Source organism: Ruminiclostridium cellobioparum subsp. termitidis CT1112, assembly GCF_000350485.1.
In the GTDB taxonomy this organism is placed as follows: Bacteria; Bacillota; Clostridia; order Acetivibrionales; family DSM-1351; genus Ruminiclostridium; species Ruminiclostridium termitidis.
Window position 1 is genome coordinate 84291 of record NZ_AORV01000066.1, and the last position, 17470, is coordinate 101760.

General features: G+C 37.8%; 13 protein-coding genes. 3 read left to right on the top strand and 10 right to left on the bottom strand.

The annotated features are described in order from the left end of the window. Nucleotides 1-108: 108 nt before the first annotated feature. The 8 genes from CTER_RS24660 to CTER_RS24700 all read right to left on the bottom strand — a co-directional run bounded on the left by CTER_RS24660 (nt 109) and on the right by CTER_RS24700 (nt 9055). Nucleotides 109-573: a cupin domain-containing protein gene (locus CTER_RS24660; protein ID WP_004630413.1), complete on the bottom strand. Its 465-nt coding sequence runs from the start codon at nt 571-573 to the stop codon at nt 109-111. Between the two features lie 1574 nt (nt 574-2147). Then, the gene (locus tag CTER_RS24670; RefSeq protein ID WP_004630428.1) at nt 2148-2510 is read right to left on the bottom strand and encodes a hypothetical protein; all 363 of its coding nucleotides are present in this window, start codon (nt 2508-2510) and stop codon (nt 2148-2150) included. A gap of 330 nt (nt 2511-2840) precedes the next feature. Next, nucleotides 2841-3410: a hypothetical protein gene (locus CTER_RS24675; protein ID WP_004630420.1), complete on the bottom strand. Its 570-nt coding sequence runs from the start codon at nt 3408-3410 to the stop codon at nt 2841-2843. 268 nt (nt 3411-3678) lie between these two features. Further along, nucleotides 3679-4140 carry a hypothetical protein gene (locus CTER_RS24680; protein ID WP_004630362.1) on the bottom strand — a complete coding sequence of 154 codons (462 nt, stop codon included), beginning with the start codon at nt 4138-4140 and terminating at the stop codon, nt 3679-3681. A gap of 294 nt (nt 4141-4434) precedes the next feature. Beyond that, a complete protein-coding gene (locus tag CTER_RS24685; protein ID WP_004630492.1) occupies nt 4435-4947 on the bottom strand; it encodes a hypothetical protein in 513 nt (170 codons plus the stop codon). A gap of 591 nt (nt 4948-5538) precedes the next feature. After that, a complete protein-coding gene (locus CTER_RS24690) occupies nt 5539-7140 on the bottom strand; it encodes an ABC transporter substrate-binding protein (RefSeq protein ID WP_004630502.1) in 1602 nt (533 codons plus the stop codon). Between the two features lie 54 nt (nt 7141-7194). Further along, nucleotides 7195-8082 (bottom strand): carbohydrate ABC transporter permease, encoded by an 888-nt coding sequence (locus CTER_RS24695; RefSeq protein ID WP_004630475.1) that lies wholly within the window; start codon nt 8080-8082, stop codon nt 7195-7197. Between the two features lie 46 nt (nt 8083-8128). Further along, on the bottom strand, nt 8129-9055 hold the full coding sequence (locus tag CTER_RS24700; protein WP_004630377.1) for an ABC transporter permease: 927 nt from the start codon (nt 9053-9055) through the stop codon (nt 8129-8131). A 222-nt stretch (nt 9056-9277) separates the two neighbouring features. Here CTER_RS24700 and CTER_RS24705 point away from each other — a divergent pair, with 222 nt between their 5' ends. Both CTER_RS24705 and CTER_RS24710 read left to right on the top strand, forming a co-directional pair. Continuing rightward, nucleotides 9278-10861 (top strand): response regulator, encoded by a 1584-nt coding sequence (locus tag CTER_RS24705; RefSeq protein ID WP_004630308.1) that lies wholly within the window; start codon nt 9278-9280, stop codon nt 10859-10861. Beyond that, nucleotides 10858-12675, top strand: a complete 1818-nt coding sequence (locus CTER_RS24710; protein ID WP_004630452.1) for a sensor histidine kinase — start codon at nt 10858-10860, stop codon at nt 12673-12675. Before CTER_RS24705 ends, CTER_RS24710 begins: the two co-directional genes overlap by 4 nt. Nucleotides 12676-13041: 366 nt before the next feature. Here the strand turns inward: CTER_RS24710 and CTER_RS24715 are convergent, their stop codons facing one another. After that, nucleotides 13042-15510 carry a beta-mannosidase gene (locus CTER_RS24715; protein WP_004630340.1) on the bottom strand — a complete coding sequence of 823 codons (2469 nt, stop codon included), beginning with the start codon at nt 15508-15510 and terminating at the stop codon, nt 13042-13044. A 189-nt stretch (nt 15511-15699) separates the two neighbouring features. Here CTER_RS24715 and CTER_RS24720 point away from each other — a divergent pair, with 189 nt between their 5' ends. Further along, the gene (locus CTER_RS24720; RefSeq protein WP_004630342.1) at nt 15700-16536 is read left to right on the top strand and encodes an AraC family transcriptional regulator; all 837 of its coding nucleotides are present in this window, start codon (nt 15700-15702) and stop codon (nt 16534-16536) included. A gap of 54 nt (nt 16537-16590) precedes the next feature. On the opposite strand, the gene CTER_RS24725 is transcribed toward CTER_RS24720, so the two are convergent. Further along, a complete protein-coding gene (locus tag CTER_RS24725; RefSeq protein ID WP_004630488.1) occupies nt 16591-17388 on the bottom strand; it encodes a hypothetical protein in 798 nt (265 codons plus the stop codon). Nucleotides 17389-17470: the final 82 nt, after the last annotated feature.

Here is a 17470-nt window from a genome sequence, read left to right on the forward strand (position 1 = left end):
TAACTTGGATTATCGCCGGATAAAATATTTTCATATTTGCTATAATTAGTATTATCTGTATATTTCATGAATACCCCTGTTCAAAATAAGCTGATTAATATATATCTATTAATCATCATAATATTCGACTTGCTGGTTTATTTTAAATAGCTTGTTGATGTCCATACCCCAGACTCCTATTTTCCCTGAATCAGGATAAAATGCTACATCTATTTCATTATGTGTGTCAAAATCTAAATATATAAGTATTTCTGTCTCAGATGTATTTGTTAATTTGTGAGCACCTTTTTTATTGGACGGGAAAAACAAAAATTCACCCGCAGATACTTCCCTATCGCCCGAAGGAGTTTTAAGGATGCCATTACCACTAATAATATAAAATGCTTCTTCGTTTCTTGTATGGTAATGATACGGATATGCCGATTTGCCAGGAGGTATCTCATAAACAGATATGGAACATTGTTGGGCATTCTCTTTTGGTACTAGTTCACGCTTATAATATTCATACCCAGGATGCTCGTTTTTATGTTTTAAAGGAACATCCTGAAACCTAACCTTTAATATTTCGTCCATATGCTTTTCCCCCTCAATTAATTAAACTACTAAAATCTTCTTATTTTTATTGCACCACTTTCCCATAGATCAGGATACTCCTTTTTCATCTTAAAGCCAGTACTTTTAACCCAATATAGACATTCTTTTTGTTCACACAGTTAAATCATTTGTCATCACTTACTGTTCATCAATGATATATTTAGAAGTTATTGGAGTCAAAAATACCGCTGTTCAGTTATAGAATGTGCGGTAATAGGATGATACTTAATATATAAATAATCTCAACTACAAATTGAAATTTGTAGGAATATCTTAATTTCTTAATCAGGGTATGGATAGTAACCGGTTAAGCAATATTGTATAAATATTTCAGGAATTTCATCTCCATCCATGTCCAGGGCGGCAAAATTCAAAAATTTAAAGGTATCTAACCCATCATTGGAAAGTTGATTCAAATATATTGTTTTTGTTCCATTCTCTGCGTAAGATGTAGTAATTAATTCAGTTTTATTAATGATACTAATTTTTTCACTTAACAAACCCCCGTGAATATTCGTAAATTTTCCATAATAATACAAGTATGGATTGAACTTAATAATCCTATGGTATATTATTACAGCCCACAAGTCAAGTATACTCACCGTATAGACGATACAGGAGCGGTGCACCATAGATTCTATTACTCTTCTCATGGATTTCTTTGATTGTTTTTAGAACTTACGGTTCTCTTCGGTTCGAATACTCACACCCCTGGAGGCATAAGCATAATAGCCGCTTCTTGATACTTCTAAGGCCTTACACATCTTTGCAATCCGAAATACCAAGCGATGTTCAAAGATAAAACTGTAGTATAATGAACGTTAAGTTCCTCAGCCATTTTGCTGATGGTTGTTTCGCCGGATAAAACTCTTAATACTACTTGCTCCTTAAATGCTTGCAAGTGCTTAATCTCGGGGCGCCTTGTATGAATCATTGCGGCACCAGGAAGGCAATTCGGGCTACCATGGCGGAAAAGGTGTCATGGATTCTTACGTCAATTCTTTCAAGCTTGGTAATTTAGACAGTAGATATACTAAGTACATATATGGATTGAGAAAATCACCTATTCTACGATTAACTTCTATTATATGTTCTCCTAACATGTGGGTAGCATGTTGTCCGTTTGGTGCAATTTACACCTCGCAACTAGCTATCAAAGTTCCGCCTCTTCCAATGCTTCCGATAGCTCGCTGTGGCAGAGAGAAATAATATCTCCGAACTCCGTTCTACTTACCACCAACCGTGAGTCTTTGCGTTATTATGTACTTCTTTTTCTAACTCATTTAATCACTCTCCTTTAATTCTCTCAAGTTCATCCATATGGGATAATGCCGCAAAACAGAAAGAAAAACGGTCATCCGAAGACAACCGCCGTTTCTTATAAAATTTCTATTTTTATTCTCTTATCTTCTCTCAGATTTATCAAGCTGCCTTCTATACTATTCCTACCTTGCGTCAGAAATAAGCATAAAAAACGCACATCATTTTTTCTGAATGTGCGGTAATAGAATGATTCTTGATGTATAAAGAATGCGATATAACTTAGCTATAAATTAGATTTTCAAATATATCGGATCTATTTCATATCCCATTTCCTTCAAAACCTCTAATCCATTTAGATACTTGTATCCATCCTGTTCAAAGCTCTCTCCATTTTCTCTACATTGATGTATTATTTGAGAAATATATGCAGGTTGGTTTAAATTGATTGAAACTTTATTACCTTGAATAGTTGCTGGTAAGCCATTATTGAGCATAAAGTGTTCTTTAATAGGAAAGTTTATATTCAGTGTGGCTTTTTGTCTTGAGTTCATAACAATTAGCAGGTATGGATAATTTATATAATCATAATCATCATATCGGAAAAGCCATTTATATTCTATCTTGTCCACTATGATTTTTCTAAAACGCCGCATAAAATTTGCCCCTCCTAATTCTATAAATTCCTGTTTTTCAGTAAGATTATATTCATAATCGTTAGTTCGTAATTTCAAACAATACCGATTTAAAAGTAATTCATTACAAATAATACTACATCTGGAAGATTTCCATGTCAAGTTTCACCCCTTACCGCACTATTCATTTGTCAAAGAGCATGTATTCCGTCACTTTCTTCATATTTTGCGGCTGAATTGCTGCCATAAAAATACCGCAATTCATTAACTGAATGTGCGGTAGTAGAATAATTCTTGATATAAATATTGTAAATTATATAATTGAATTTTATTAAGTTTCAAATTAGGTTATTATGATTGCATCTTTGCTTCTACTTGTTCATCTATCCATTTGTATACATTGTTTATTTCTTCTGTGTAATTATCATTAATTTCAAAAAATTGAGCATTATTCTTCTCGCAAAGTTCTTTAACTTGAGAATGGAGTTTAATATAATTATCTTTGTTCATATAATAATTATCAATTTCCTTTTGTTCTATCTCACTTCTATGCTCAATAATTCCTGAATCAAAATGTTTCTCAAGATAATTCTTTGAAAAGCCTATATATAGAGCAATTATTTGTTTTAAATAATTAGATTCAAAATCACCAATTTGCTCAGGAGGTAAATAGCACCCTTCAATAATAATGTGTTGTCCATTCTCAATATTGGTCATTATTATCCCCTTTACTATTGGCCATAGTTTATATGTAAGTTCATTATCACCGTCAGTTGCAGAAAAATCACAATATTTACTTCCATGAATCAACCCCATTTTTATATGGTCTATAGACAAATATGGAATCTTATATTTTTCAAGTAATTTTTGAGCCATGACTGTTTTTCCCGTGCAACTAACTCCACCAATCAAAATAACCATCGTAATATTGCTCCAATTATCAAATGTCTTTACAACGTACTATAAAACAATACTGATTTAAAAGTAAATCATAGAAATAATACTACATCTGGAAGATTTCCATGTCAAGTTTCACCCCTTACCTCACTATTCAACGTTTTTTATTCAGAATACGAATTACTGATATCAAATGAAATATGGGGTTGTTATAGTTGCATAAATATAAAAAAGCAACTTCCTAAATAGTTTTTTCACATAGGTAAAGTTCTATAGAAATCCACAAGTTTCTTCAGGTACCCTTTTTCACGAAAATGCCCTCTTGCCACATATGAAAACCATAAATTATAATTCCAAGTGCACTTGTAGCAAAGACATCAAGCATGGGACTAACTCTTTCAAACTCAATAATACCTCTCCTGCCCAAGAAATAATATTCAAACAATAATGTATAAATTAAATTTAATAATAAATCAGCACCAACATATAACCAAAACCTTCCATAAGTAAATTTAAAAAGCCACATGGTAGCTACTGGTATCGCCCCATAAAGATAGGAAATATTTCTTAGTGGATAAGCAGTTTCATTGTATATCCACCATCTCAAAGTGTGACCAATCTCAAGTATAATTGCACTTGTAAAAATGGCAAATAAACCAACAGGCATATACCGCTTAATATCCTCTTTTTTCATAAAAAATAATGTAAACCAAGGAAGAATGAATATACACCACAGAATAATTTGGTTCCTCATAATAAACTCCTTATTTTGTTTCTAAACTATATTTTTTGCAGTTTGCTTTAATTTTATGTATGGAGTATTATTAAAACTTCATAAAGTATTAAATGAATTAATTTATTTAACGAATAAAATAGACAATAAGTTGCAATATCAAATTCAATTTTCAAAGCCCAGTCTTTCCTGCATTTCTGCCGCTTTCTATTCAAATTCGTTCATTTTGTGGACACAAAAATACCGCTTTTCATTTCTGAATAGCGGTATTAGAATGATTCTTGATATATAGACATAATGCCCATTAGTTGAAGTTTAAACAATTTTTTTACAAGGCAAAAAATACCCGAAAGTAAAGGTGTTGTTACCATCTTCTTTTATATTTGCATATTTATCGAATGAATAATATTCCAATGATATCCCAACAATTGAATAATCAGGCACATGCCCGTTTTCTCTCATTATTTTCTCTGTTTTAGCATGTGCCCCTTTCTCCAAATGAGAAGTATTTCCTTGTATCCAGCCAATACCCATTAGGCAGTCAGGAATATCACGGTAGGAGAACCCATTTGGAACAATAGTATCCGGCTTGGTAAATATCCCTGCTATATAGGTAAACTCTTTGGACTGCGGATTGTATTCGCCCATCCATCCGATAGTGTCCCCTATGGGAGATACTCGCTCAGGCATACTTTGAAGAAACTCATTTGAGCCATCATTTAATATCTTTTTCCATAGTTCCGGAACATGATTTTTCCTGCCAGCAATAACCTCTTTACCTATAAATCTCACTGCCTTAAAGTTTTGTACTTCAAAAGAAATTTTCATTGCTATATAGACCTCCAATGTTTTCCATTCCTTTATCCAAAAATCCATCCCCGTTTAGTTAAAATTATTCAATTACCGTTGAATTACAATTTCATTATTTAACCTCAATACAAATAATACTATATCTGGAATATTACATAGTCAACTATCAATTTCGGACTAGCAGCTTTCTGCCCTCATTCCGGCAAATTTTTAACTCAATTGATATCCAGCCGATATATTAATTTTTATTTAACATAATTCAAATATGTTTTTAATACTAAAGATGTAAAATCAGATTAAGGTTATACTTTGATCATAAATTAATAATTTTTTCAACCCCTTCACTGATACTTTGTATTTATTGACGAACTTCTACAAATGCTAAAGCTGCTCAAAGTATACCCATCCGGAAAAGGCTTGATCTGATAGTGCCTTTTCTTTTTTTATTGTTTTTTACCTTATTTCCAACGCAAATCTACTGTAAAACCAGATAAAAATAAACGGATGAGAGTTAACCGCCCTCTCATCCGCAAACTGTAAGCTGTAATTTACAGACTACAGACTGTAACCTGTAGTCTGTATCTGCAATATTCAATTGATATTTGTAATTTACTTAGTGCCGTTGTATTCTTTCACATAAGCATCGATCTGAGCTTGGACTTCAGCCTGCAGCTTGTCAATACCTGCGGCCGTAAGCTTCTGTTTCATCATATCCAAGCCTTTTTGCTGATCGGTAAGGCCCATTTCTATAGGAATCATATAAGTCTCAATTATATTGGTGATAGCAGCTTCCTCATTTTTAAACTTGCTGTCATCAAAGGTAAATGTGGCTAAAGGAGTCACAACGGAGTCTTCAGACAGGGATCTGTTATATTCGTCTATTTGCTCCTGCGGCACTATGGAATTCTGACGTATCAATTCTGAATTATTAGTTCCCCATGCCATTGTAAAGCCGTTGAAATCATTAAACTTGGGCTGTATTGCAGTAAATTTCTTTTCTCCTTCGGCTTTGTAGTGAACACCCTCGATACCGTAAGTTACCAGGTCAAAGTACTGCTTATTTGTTTCAAACAGGTTAAACATCATCATAACTCTTTCAGGGTGCTTTGAAGTGGCATGAATGGATATCATTGACATATTGCCGCCTTCAGGAATCTTCTTGTAACCTTTGTTTACGTCGAAGTATTTATTTTCATATGCAGGGTTGATGGCCTTTGTCTTGGCATCATTGTTATTAAAAGTTTCGAATGCATCAGCAATATAAACAGCGGATTTCTCTGCATTAAAATTAGCTTCATCCGAATCTTTGCTGGAGAGTGCACTCTTTGACCATACGCCGGCATCGGCCAGCTGCTTTGTGGTTTTGAGATATTCCAGGTAATCAGGATCTTCATATGTCTTGAAAACTTTCAGTTCCGGATCGTCAAGGCTTACACAGAGAACCGGAATACCCTGTATGACATCTCTCAGATTCTTGGACTGTCCGTATAAAATACCTCTCATTCTGCCGTTCTGCTCGGTATTTCCAACATTCCATGCCAGAAGATCCTTTTCTCCTTTTGCAATGGTAAACAAAGAATTTACAAAGTCGGACTTGTTGGCAATTGTTATATTGTATTTATTTACAATATCTCCTCTGAATACGGTTAATACGTTTTTAACCTTTGCATTTATATTGGGCAGCCCATATATCTTGCCTTTTATGGTTACCTGTTTCCAGCGGTCCTCAGAAGTAGCTGCAAATGTATCGGGAGCATATTTTTTGACCATCTCCAGGTCAATAGGCATATAACCGTTTGTTGTGGCCACCTGGTTGAAGCCTATCCATGCCCCTGAATAACAAAAGTCGAAATCTTCACCTGATGCAAATAAAAGCTTGTACTTCTTTTCAGCATCGGTCCATGGAATACCTCGTAAATCCAGTGTTGTATTTATGTCCTGTTCCAGCCTCTTGTTGACCTCGGCCAATACCAGGTCGTGGTCAACGGTGTTATCCCCGAACTGATAACCTACCAGTTTTACCGGACCTTTTGCGATTTCCGTCTTGACCGGATCATTTGCAGCTGCATCCCCGGATGTCTGAGCTGTGGACGGTGACGAAGACTGATTCGATGCTTCGGAGGTTGCCGCACTTCCACAACCCGCAAGCGTCACAGCTCCTGCAAGTAAAAGAGCCGCTACGGTACCTGTTTTTCTTTTTAAACCTGTCACTTCTGATTCCCCCATTCAATTATTTTTATATATTGATAACCGATTTTTTCGGTATTATCCTTTAACTGCACCGATTGTCAAACCTTTTACAAAATATTTCTGTAAAAATGGATATAGAAGGATGATGGGCCCCGTCGCTATGACAGCCATGGCCATTTTAACGTTTTCCTTGGGCATTTCACCCACATAATTTCCCGAGAGACTTTGTATCCGGTTCAATGCCTCAGCGGCACTTAATATCTTATATAAATAGAACTGCAGTGAAAAGTAACTGCTCTTCTGTACAAACATAAAGCTTAAATACCAGTCATTCCAGTAGCCGATAGCTATAAATAAAGCTATTGAAGCAAGCACCGGTTTCGACAGCGGAAAGATCAGCTGTATGAATATCCTGAAATCCCCCGCTCCATCTATCTTTGCCGATTCGGTAATGGCATCGGGAATGGCCTGCATGAAACTTTTAACAATTATTATATTGAATACTGAAAACAGATACGGAACAACCTGTGCAATCAGCGGCATATCCTTAAAATGCAGAAAGCGTACGCACAGTATATACCAGGGTACTATTCCCCCGCTGAACAATGTAGTAAAGTAGAAAAAGAAGGAGAATTTGTTCCTCCATGCAAAATGCTTTCTGGATAATACATAGGCCGTCATTGCCGTCAGAAACAATCCCAGGATGGTTCCTGCCACAGTATTGTATATGGTGATGCCATAGGCTTTGAAAACATCGTCTGGAAAGCCGAATATTTTAGCATAGGCCTGACCTGAAAATTCTCTGGGTATCAGGGAATATCCGTATCGCAAAATGGAACGTTCCGCTGTTACAGAGCTTGAAATTATCATTATAAAAGGTATGACCGACAACACCGACAGTATTGCAATAAAAGTATAACCTGTAAAATTAAATATTCTGTTGCTTGTGCTCTTTGTAGCCATAAGTAACCTCCTAAGCCATGTTAATTACATTGTAAAAATACTTTTCTCAGAACAGTGAATAATCTTTATCATATCTTTTTACCAGGTAATTGAAGGCCATTATTATTGCAAAACATAAAACCGACTGATATAACCCGGCAGCAGCAGTCATCCCGAATTCAGGCGATGTCATAAGAGAACGCGTCACGTAGGTGTCTATAACATCTGTTGAGGAATAAAGCATGGGATTGTTGCCTGTCACCTGATAGAACATACTGAAGTCTCCGCGGAAGATATTCCCCATTGAAAGCAGCACGAGTATTACAACTGTAGGAACCAGACTTGGCAGAGTTATGCGGCGGATGCGCTGGAATATATTCGCACCGTCTATTTCAGCCGCGTCGTACATTTCACCGTCTATTCCCATAACCGCCGAAAGATATATGATGGTACCGTACCCGAAGCTTTTCCAGGCACAAACCAGCACTATTATTAATATCCAGATACCTGGTTTGTTATAAAAATCAAAGGCTTCCAGATTCATTGATTTCAACAGGGTGTTAATGGCACCCGACTCGTAATTCAAAACATTATAGGTAAATGCTCCCACAACCACCCATGAAATAAAATACGGAAGAAACATCATGGATTGGCTGATCCGTTTAAAATATTTGTTTGACAATTCTGCCAATACTATTGCACAGGTTATTTCCAGTACATTATTAACGATTATGAACAGAACGTTATACAGTAACGTATTTCTTGTTACACTTAAAATATCTCCGGCCATAAACAGAAATTTGAAATTTTCAAGTCCGATCCATGGACTGTGGAATATTCCGCCGTCAAAGGTATATCTTTGAAAGGCTATGACCACTCCGAACATCGGTAAATAACTAAATACTATAAAGAAAATAATTGCAGGTGTCAACATAAGTAATAACGTCTTATATTTCTTTAGCTTGAGAAAGAAAGTTCCATTGCTGCTTTTCATTATCATTCCACCTTGTTGTATTAATTAAATGTTTTCCATGTCTCTGTTCACTTGCTACGTGAATTATAGCATCATGTCATTTCAGGCATAATGGAGGATCTTTTTGTTTTTGTGTAAAATCTTTCTGTCCTTATTTTGGAGACCCAAATTCTATTGACTGGGATTACGACATTTCATATAATGAAGGAAATTACTCATCTATACAGTTTCGGAGGGATTTAATTGGTAAAATTATTGGTAGTAGATGACGAAATAACCTCCAGAGATAGTCTTATTCGAAATATCATGAAGATGGATTTTGATATCTCATTTATTGAACAGGCCGATGATGGAATAAGAGCCCTTGAAATCGCAGCATGGTATTGTCCCGATATAGTGCTGACTGATGTCAGAATGCCGCGGATGGACGGAATAGAAATGTCTTTTAAACTCAAGGAATCCTTTCCTGACACAAAAATTATCTTTATGAGCGGATATTCCGACAAGGAATATCTGAAATCGGCGATACAGTTAAGAGCTCTGAGCTATATTGAAAAACCCATTGATTATAATGAACTCAAAGATATATTAGGTGAGGCTATCAACCTTTTAATCCTGGAGCATAAAAACCGTGAAAATGCCGTTATAAGCGAAAGACTTTCAAAAAACTTTCCCTTGCTGAGGAATGAACTGGCAATTAAATTAACAAACCCGTACAAGCTCATAAACGAGCAGTTTGATTATACTTTGCTTGGAATCCAGCCCCAATGGGATTTTGTAACTAGCCTTATTCAGATTATAAATAAAAACAGTCTGACACCTTTTGGATTTTATTCCGCAATGGAAAACACCATAAATAATATTGACAATATATTGAAATCAAAAGGTCTGGTTGGAATTTCAACTATAAAGGACAATGAATATATACTTATTCACATAGCGTGTCCGCCTGATAAAAAACATCTTCTGGAAAGCGGATGTATTAAGGAGTATTTGAAGGATGTGGAAAATATTCTGATGAACATTGATTTTTTCATTGCTGTGGGAAAGCAGGTCAGTGGAATCCGGAATGTGCCCCAATCGTATAATTCCGCTGTTCTCACCTTGAAAAAAGGTTTTTTTAATGACTACAGGACTACTCTTTTTTATTCTGAGAATACTGAGATACCCTTCACCTTCAATGAAGATATCATAAAGGACATAAATGAAATGATTCTTGCCGAGGAAGCCGGGCAGGCCGTTTCTCTTATCAGGGCCCTGGCTCTGGATTTAAAACAATACAGTAACACATTGCCGAATAATATAAAAGAATTTTTTTACAGAATCATACTTTTGCTTTATGACCTGTCCTCGGAGCTGGGCCTGGAGACGTTTTCAGGGAATAGCGACCGGAGCCGGCTATGGCAGGACCTGAGCAATTTCTACACTCTCAATGAGGTTGAAGAGTACTGCTGCCGGAAAATAGAATTCTTTTTTCAGTGCAGAAGAGAAAAGCGGGATAGTAAAAGCAAGATCCTGCAGATCAAGCGGTTCATTGAGAACAACTACATGAACAGCGACCTGTCTATTAAAATGATAAGTGAACACACTTATCTGAGTCTTGCGTATATGTGTTCAATTTTTAAACAGGAAACCGGTGATACCATAAATCAGCACATTACTGATTACAGGATAGAAAAGGCCAAGGAAATGTTAAAAAACAGAAACCATAACATCTCACATGTAGCCGAAAGCGTTGGTTTTAATGACAGTCAGTACTTTGCAAAAATATTTAAGAAAAAAACAGGACTTACTCCCACAGAGTTTAAGGAGATGTGTCATAAATGAAAAATAAGCTTATTGGAAATATCAGCCAGTATATAAAAAATCTCAAGTTAAGGCAGAAGCTCCTGATTTCATATATAGTCCTGATAGTCATACCCCTGTTTATCTATTCATTTATAACATACAGCAGTTTCTCTGACATACTGAAGGAAAAGGCCCTGTTCTCTGCCGATAAGAGCTATAGCCAGGCCTATTCCTTCATATCCGACAAGCTGCTGAAAGTGGTAAAAACAATGGATGTTGTTGTGCAGGACGATATTATAAATCAAATTGCAAATGTCAGCACTGAAAACACCGATATTTTTCAGCAGATGAGTGATATGAACCATATGACAGCCTTTCTGCACAACCTGGAAGATAAGTCGGTAGTCGACAAAATCCGTTTGTATGTAAAGGATGGTCTGATCTACGCAAATAAAAGCGACGTGAAAACATCACCCTTATTCAATATAAATGATATAGAGGATAAAATATGGTATGAAAAATTAAAACAAAGCGGTAACAGGATTCTCTGGTGTCCTCCCGCCTACTTCAGCGATAATGAAGAAATTGCCGAGAATACCGTATCTGCCGTTACTTTTTTAAGAAGCAGCACCGATTATTCCAAAATAATCGCACTTTTCAGAGTGGACATAGCAAAAAGCAAGCTTTTTGAGATTATTTCAAATGCCAACACGGTTGAAAACTCCATAACCTATATTCAGAACTCGGAGGGAGATATTGTCCTGGCTTCCGACAACAGGCCGGCAGCTGATTTTAAAGTCGATAATTCACTGGTAATCGGCCAATCAAACTCCGAAACCTGGAATACCGCCAGAATTAACAATAAGAATAGCTTTTTCCACAGCAAGCTCATAAGCGGAACTACCTGGTATATGGTTACAGTAATACCTTACAGGGAGATTTTTTCCGAAACGGCCAAAATCAGGAACCAGACGCTTATCCAGGTATTCTTCATTGCTTCAATAGCTTATCTTCTGGCCTTTCTGCTGTCTACCAGCATTACGGGACGAATTTCCCAGCTGATAGGAAAAATGAGAAGCGTACAGTCAGGAAACCTTTCTCAAATAACTAAAACCGTTGATAAGGATGAAATTGGGGAATTGATTGAAAATTACAACTACATGATATCCCGCATCAAATTACTTCTGGAGGAACAGTATGCACTGGGTAAGGAAGTTAAAAACTTCGAATTGAAAGTTCTTCAGGCTCAGATCAACCCCCATTTTCTTTATAATACTCTGGATATGGTAATATGCCTGTCCCAGGAAAACAAATACAATGAAATCGAATCCTCGGTTAAGGCTCTGGCCAAATTTTACAAATTGAGCTTGAGCAAAGGGAAGGAACTTGTCAGAATAGAGGATGAGCTCTATCACGTTTCATTCTTTGTGGATATTCAAAATATCCGGTTTAACAACAAAATTAACTTCATTATAGATATGGATGAGTATATCAAGGACTTCGAAATTCTTAAGATAACGCTGCAGCCCATAGTAGAAAATGCCATTGTGCACGGAATACAGGGAAAAGAAAGCAAGGAAGGCACCATTGTCATAAGCGGCAGCCTTGACAATGACGAGATTCTCTTACTGGTCAATGATGACGGAGTAGGCATTCCGGAGGACCGGCTGGATATGATAACCCGCGGAAAACTCAGGAGCTCGTCGGGAAGCAGTTATGGCATCAAAAACATTAATGAACGCTTGAAACTGTTTTACGGCGATAAATATGGCTTAAGCTACAAAAGCGAATATGGCAGGGGTACTACCGTTGAAATACGGATTCCGGCAAAGCTAACAGATGATATATATTGACAAAGCCAGGAGTCAAAGGGTTGTCACAAAAATTAATATACTTTAAAGCATGTGGAGCATTTAATAGTGCTCCCGTATCAATTTCAAAAAATGGAAAGCTCACAAAGTACGTGCCTGAAATTTGTACGGCTCCTCACAAGTATTTTTACTGCCGCAGAACACTCAACATCCTGTTTCGGGGTTCTGCTCAAATCGGCTTCCTGCCGATTTGTCAGCAAAAATATTTGTTCTTCACCTACAATTTCAAGCACGTACTTTTATAGAGCTCTCATTTTTTGAAGTTGTACTCGCGCACTATGGCTGGTAACGCATTTACTTTCATTTGTCTCATTTTAAGACAGTTCCCGTGTTATTCACTCTATTTGCTTACTCAAAGGTGTCATATAAACTGCGTACACGCAGCTTATTCCGTACTTCTTCCAGGGTCAGCTCCCTTGAGAGGTTTTCCTTATTCAGTTCAACTTTCTTTATGTCGGTCCCTGATATATCAAATATATTATCGCTGAAAATTCCATCGGCATCTGTAAGGTCAAGTTCCACGAATCTTGCAAAGGCTTTGCTTGATACATCTATAATAAATTTACCGGCTTCTTCATATACTTCTGTTGAAATTTCAGGCTTTAACAGAGCAAAATGCTTGGACTTGACAAAGAGTACCGTTCCCCGGCTTATTTCCTTTCCATCGGCAATCAGACCAAACTCCAGATAAGTTTCCCTTTTCTTTTGCTGAGAAGTCAATACCTCGCCAAATTCCAGGTCAACAACCTCCCCGGTAGAAAGAGCGTCCATTTCCACAGCCAGCTCTCCATGCTTGATGACCGACGAGGTTTTGTCCCTGAGTCCCCAAATCAGTTTGCCTTCGAATTTATTCAAGGTTTCATTGGATACGTGCAGTGAAACCTTTGTGTCCTCTTCCAGCGCCGAAACCATTACGGGAGCGAAAAATCTTCTGGCTGCATAATGTGCCGCCTTCCATCTGCCGAAATAGTCAAGGCTTGCCCAGGAGGCCACAGGCCAACAGTCGTTAAGCTGCCAGTAAATAGCACCCATGCACCGTCCGCGGTTTCTCCTCCAGTGTTCCACTCCGTAGCGCAGGCCTTCAGCCTGTATGAGCTGGGAGGTGTAAAGCAATGAATCAAAGTCTTTTGGATATTTGAAATGTTCACTTATATAATATAGGATCTTTTCATTCCCAGTACCATTCTTCTGGTGTGATTCCATAACATAGGAAAAAATATTTCTGTCCTCGGGTAATGTAAAGGTTTCTACTGTTTTCAGGCATGGGAAGGACTGAAGTCCGAATTCCGACATAAACCTGGGGTAAAGAGTCCTGTATTCGGTTATTGGCTTCCTGCCATGCCATACATCCCAATAGTGTATATCTCCGAAATTTTCATTGTTGGGATCATCGAAACCGCCTTTGGAGGTAGGTGAGGCTATCAAATACGATGTGTTTGGATCCATCTCCTTTGCCAGTTCCGGCAGGTATTCCTCAAATTGTTTTAAATAGTCATTTTGAAGCTTTTGTCCGAACCGTTCACCCCAGCCCCAATAAGCCCAGGCGTACTCCAGCTCGTTATTCCCGCACCACAGCCCCATGGAGGCATGATGGCGAAGTCTTTTCATGTTGTCTCTGGTTTCATGGGTTATATTTTCCCTGAATTCCTCACTGAAATCATATACCCCGCATGCATACAGGTGATCCTGCCATATTATGATGCCGTATTCATCACACAGGTCATAAAAATAGTCATCGGGATAATACCCGCCGCCCCATACCCGTATTGTATTGAAGTTAGCCTCAACACAGCTTTTAATAAGCTTCTCCGATCTCTCGCGGCTGCACCTTGCCAGAAGGTTATCCTCGGGTATATAATCGCCGCCCATGGAGAATATGCTCTTTCCGTTTACAACGAACTCAAAGGATTCTCCCCATTTATCCTCCTGTCGTTTTAATGAAATAGTTCTAATACCAATCCGCATAAGCTTTTCATCAATGATCTCCCCGCAATTCATTAAAGAAACCTTCAGCCTGTACAGGGGCTGCTCACCATAGTTGTTCGGCCACCAGAGCCTGGGATTGGAGATACCCATTGTTATATGCTGTTCAGCTGCTTCAACAGGTGCTTTCTCTTGTATTATTTCGCCATCGGGGGCTTCAATTGTAATCAATATATCTGTTCCGGAATTGCTCCAGTTATGGGTCCTTAACCTTATGTCAAGCTCCACTCTGTCTTGAGAGAGTATCTGCGAGATATAGATATCATCTATCCTGGCAGTATTATGGCACTGTATGGATATATTTCTCCATATGCCCATGTCAGGCAGCTGCGGGCCCCAATCCCAGCCGAACATGCAGTGAGCCTTTCTGATATGGGAAATTCCTGGCACCGCGTCGGCACAACTGCAGAGATACTGCTCCTTGTCCTTCTCAAGAGCATATTCTATAGGTGAACTGATTACTACATGGATATCATTTTCTCCGGCTGCAATACTGTTCTTAATATCCACCTCATATGTCCTGTGCATGTTCTCAGCCTTCAGTACGCTTTTACCGTTTATGAACACCTGGCATAAGGTATCAAGTCCTTCACAGAGCAAAACAATCCTGTCATTATTCAAGTCCTCTGCCTCAACCTGGAATGTCCTTTTATATTCATAGTCAAATTTGCACAGGTCACGGATTTCATACTCATTATCCCTGAAAAACGGATCCTTCATTTTTCCCGCCCTGAGCAGATCATTGTACACCGAGCCGGGGACTACAGCGTCTATCCACTGCTCTTCATCCGTTCTTTTCATCTGCCATTTTCCATTAAGGTCTATTAAAATCATAATATGCCTCCTTGTTTATATGCATTGTACTATTTACACAATATCAACACCCGTAAAAAAGGTATCGAAATCGGCTTTAACAAGATATTACCACCATTGAAATCAATTTGTCTTGTAACCTTCTCGCATTTTATTGTGGTATAATAACATATATATAAGGAATCATTTTATTTAAACCGAGGTGGCATAATGCACGTACCCATGCTTACGGCAGAAGCTCTCATAGACCCGCAGATACAGGCAAACTTTCATATTGAAGCTTCTATAACACAGACTACTCCGTTACACTATCATGATTATTATGAAATTTTTCTCATTACCTCCGGGAAATGCATTCACAGGGTCAACGGACAGGAGCAGGTAATGGGCACAGGAACGCTTGTATTTGTGCGGCCACAGGACAGGCACAGCTATGATATTTATAACAATATGGATTGTCAGTTTATAAACATAAACTTTTATACCGGATTTATTGAGGCTGCATTTGATTTTTTTGGTGACCGTAATTTTTCATCAATGCTGGAAACAATGCAATTACCCGCCAGTGCAGTGCTGCCTTCCGGAGAAATGTATTCCCTGGTCGGCAAGGCTGAACAAATACATTTATTTGCATCAATTGATAAATACAAAGCCCGGATATTTGCAAAAAGCTTTCTGGTTGACGCACTCACATTTCTTTTTGCAAACTATAAAAACGAAAATAAAAAATCAATTCCGGACTGGTTGGACTCTGTGCTTTTCCAACTGCAGAAGAAGGATAATTTTACCACCGGACTGGATAAACTATATATGATTTCGGGCAGGAGTACAGGTCATTTGAATCGCGTATTCAAGCAATATCTCGGTACCACTCCCACGACATATATCAATAATCTGAAGCTCAACCATGCAAAGAATCTGCTTGTAACAACCAATATTGACATATTGGACATAGCTCTGGAATCAGGCTTTGAAAATCTCAGCCATTTCTATCATCTGTTTAAAGAGAAGTACGGCATTTCACCGGGCAAAATCAGGACCAAATAAGGTGTAAATTTAAACCGAACCTCTTTGGGGTCCGGTTTATAATATTTCTGATATTTAATTCAACAAATCACTTATGGGAGGCAATTTCTCAAGTATCTGCTTTTCCAGTTTATCCAGAAGTTCTTTTGCAATTTGTATATCGATGGATATATCTTTTCTGAACTTCTCCACCGCATCGTCATCCCCAAGCAATTTAGCCTCGTTAAAAGGAAACTGCTTCTTAAGATTGTCAATTTCGGCAAGTACGCTCTTTGTCCTGGTTTTCATCTGTCTGACAACTTTTTTCATATTCCTGGGCGGCTCCTCCTGAGGTTCGGGTATACTTTGAATCTCGGTTAAAACTCTCTTCTGCAGCCTTTTAAGTTTAGCCGTGTCTTTTTTTTCATATGCGGCTTTTGCCGCCTTCCATATCCTGTTGGTTTTTTTGTCCGAAGAAACAATCAGCTCCGGATGCACTCTGTCTGCTATTGAAAGATACAAATCCTTCAATTCCCTGGCAGCAGCGGCAAGAGACTCATTTTCTCCGTCCATGTTATGGACGTTGTCGATTTCTCTCTTCATTATTTTAAGCATGTTAAAATGCTTTTCAAATTCCTTTTCAAGGGTCCTGTCAATGTGTCCCGGATCGATGGGTATCTGAAAATGTATGCAGGTCTGCATCATTTCAAGCTTCAGCTTGGTCCTGGCAATGGTAAGCTCAAGCCTGTGAAGCTCATATCTGGGTTCTCCCAGCTTAAGAATAAAATCATTTTTTAATATATTCGATTCATATATTTCCATATAATCCCTTTCCACAAGGGCTTCCATCAATAATCTTTTCTGAGCTCTATAATCTTCATATACGTTTTCCATATTTGACCTCCTAAGCCGTATTATGGCTTTGCGCCGCACAGCAGCCACAAAACAGTTATGAAATTTGTCCTGTCCCCCATGT

Excerpts from the sequence above, each read along its gene's own strand:
- CTER_RS24660 (WP_004630413.1), bottom strand. The coding sequence starts at position 573 with ATGGACGAAATATTAAAGGTTAGGTTTCAGGATGTTCCTTTAAAACAT.
- CTER_RS24720 (WP_004630342.1), top strand. The coding sequence starts at position 15,700 with ATGCACGTACCCATGCTTACGGCAGAAGCTCTCATAGACCCGCAGATA.
- CTER_RS24700 (WP_004630377.1), bottom strand. The coding sequence starts at position 9,055 with ATGAAAAGCAGCAATGGAACTTTCTTTCTCAAGCTAAAGAAATATAAG.
- CTER_RS24670 (WP_004630428.1), bottom strand. The coding sequence starts at position 2,510 with ATGCGGCGTTTTAGAAAAATCATAGTGGACAAGATAGAATATAAATGG.
- CTER_RS24680 (WP_004630362.1), bottom strand. The coding sequence starts at position 4,140 with ATGAGGAACCAAATTATTCTGTGGTGTATATTCATTCTTCCTTGGTTT.
- CTER_RS24715 (WP_004630340.1), bottom strand. The coding sequence starts at position 15,510 with ATGATTTTAATAGACCTTAATGGAAAATGGCAGATGAAAAGAACGGAT.
- CTER_RS24710 (WP_004630452.1), top strand. The coding sequence starts at position 10,858 with ATGAAAAATAAGCTTATTGGAAATATCAGCCAGTATATAAAAAATCTC.
- CTER_RS24685 (WP_004630492.1), bottom strand. The coding sequence starts at position 4,947 with ATGAAAATTTCTTTTGAAGTACAAAACTTTAAGGCAGTGAGATTTATA.
- CTER_RS24695 (WP_004630475.1), bottom strand. The coding sequence starts at position 8,082 with ATGGCTACAAAGAGCACAAGCAACAGAATATTTAATTTTACAGGTTAT.
- CTER_RS24725 (WP_004630488.1), bottom strand. The coding sequence starts at position 17,388 with ATGGAAAACGTATATGAAGATTATAGAGCTCAGAAAAGATTATTGATG.
- CTER_RS24675 (WP_004630420.1), bottom strand. The coding sequence starts at position 3,410 with ATGGTTATTTTGATTGGTGGAGTTAGTTGCACGGGAAAAACAGTCATG.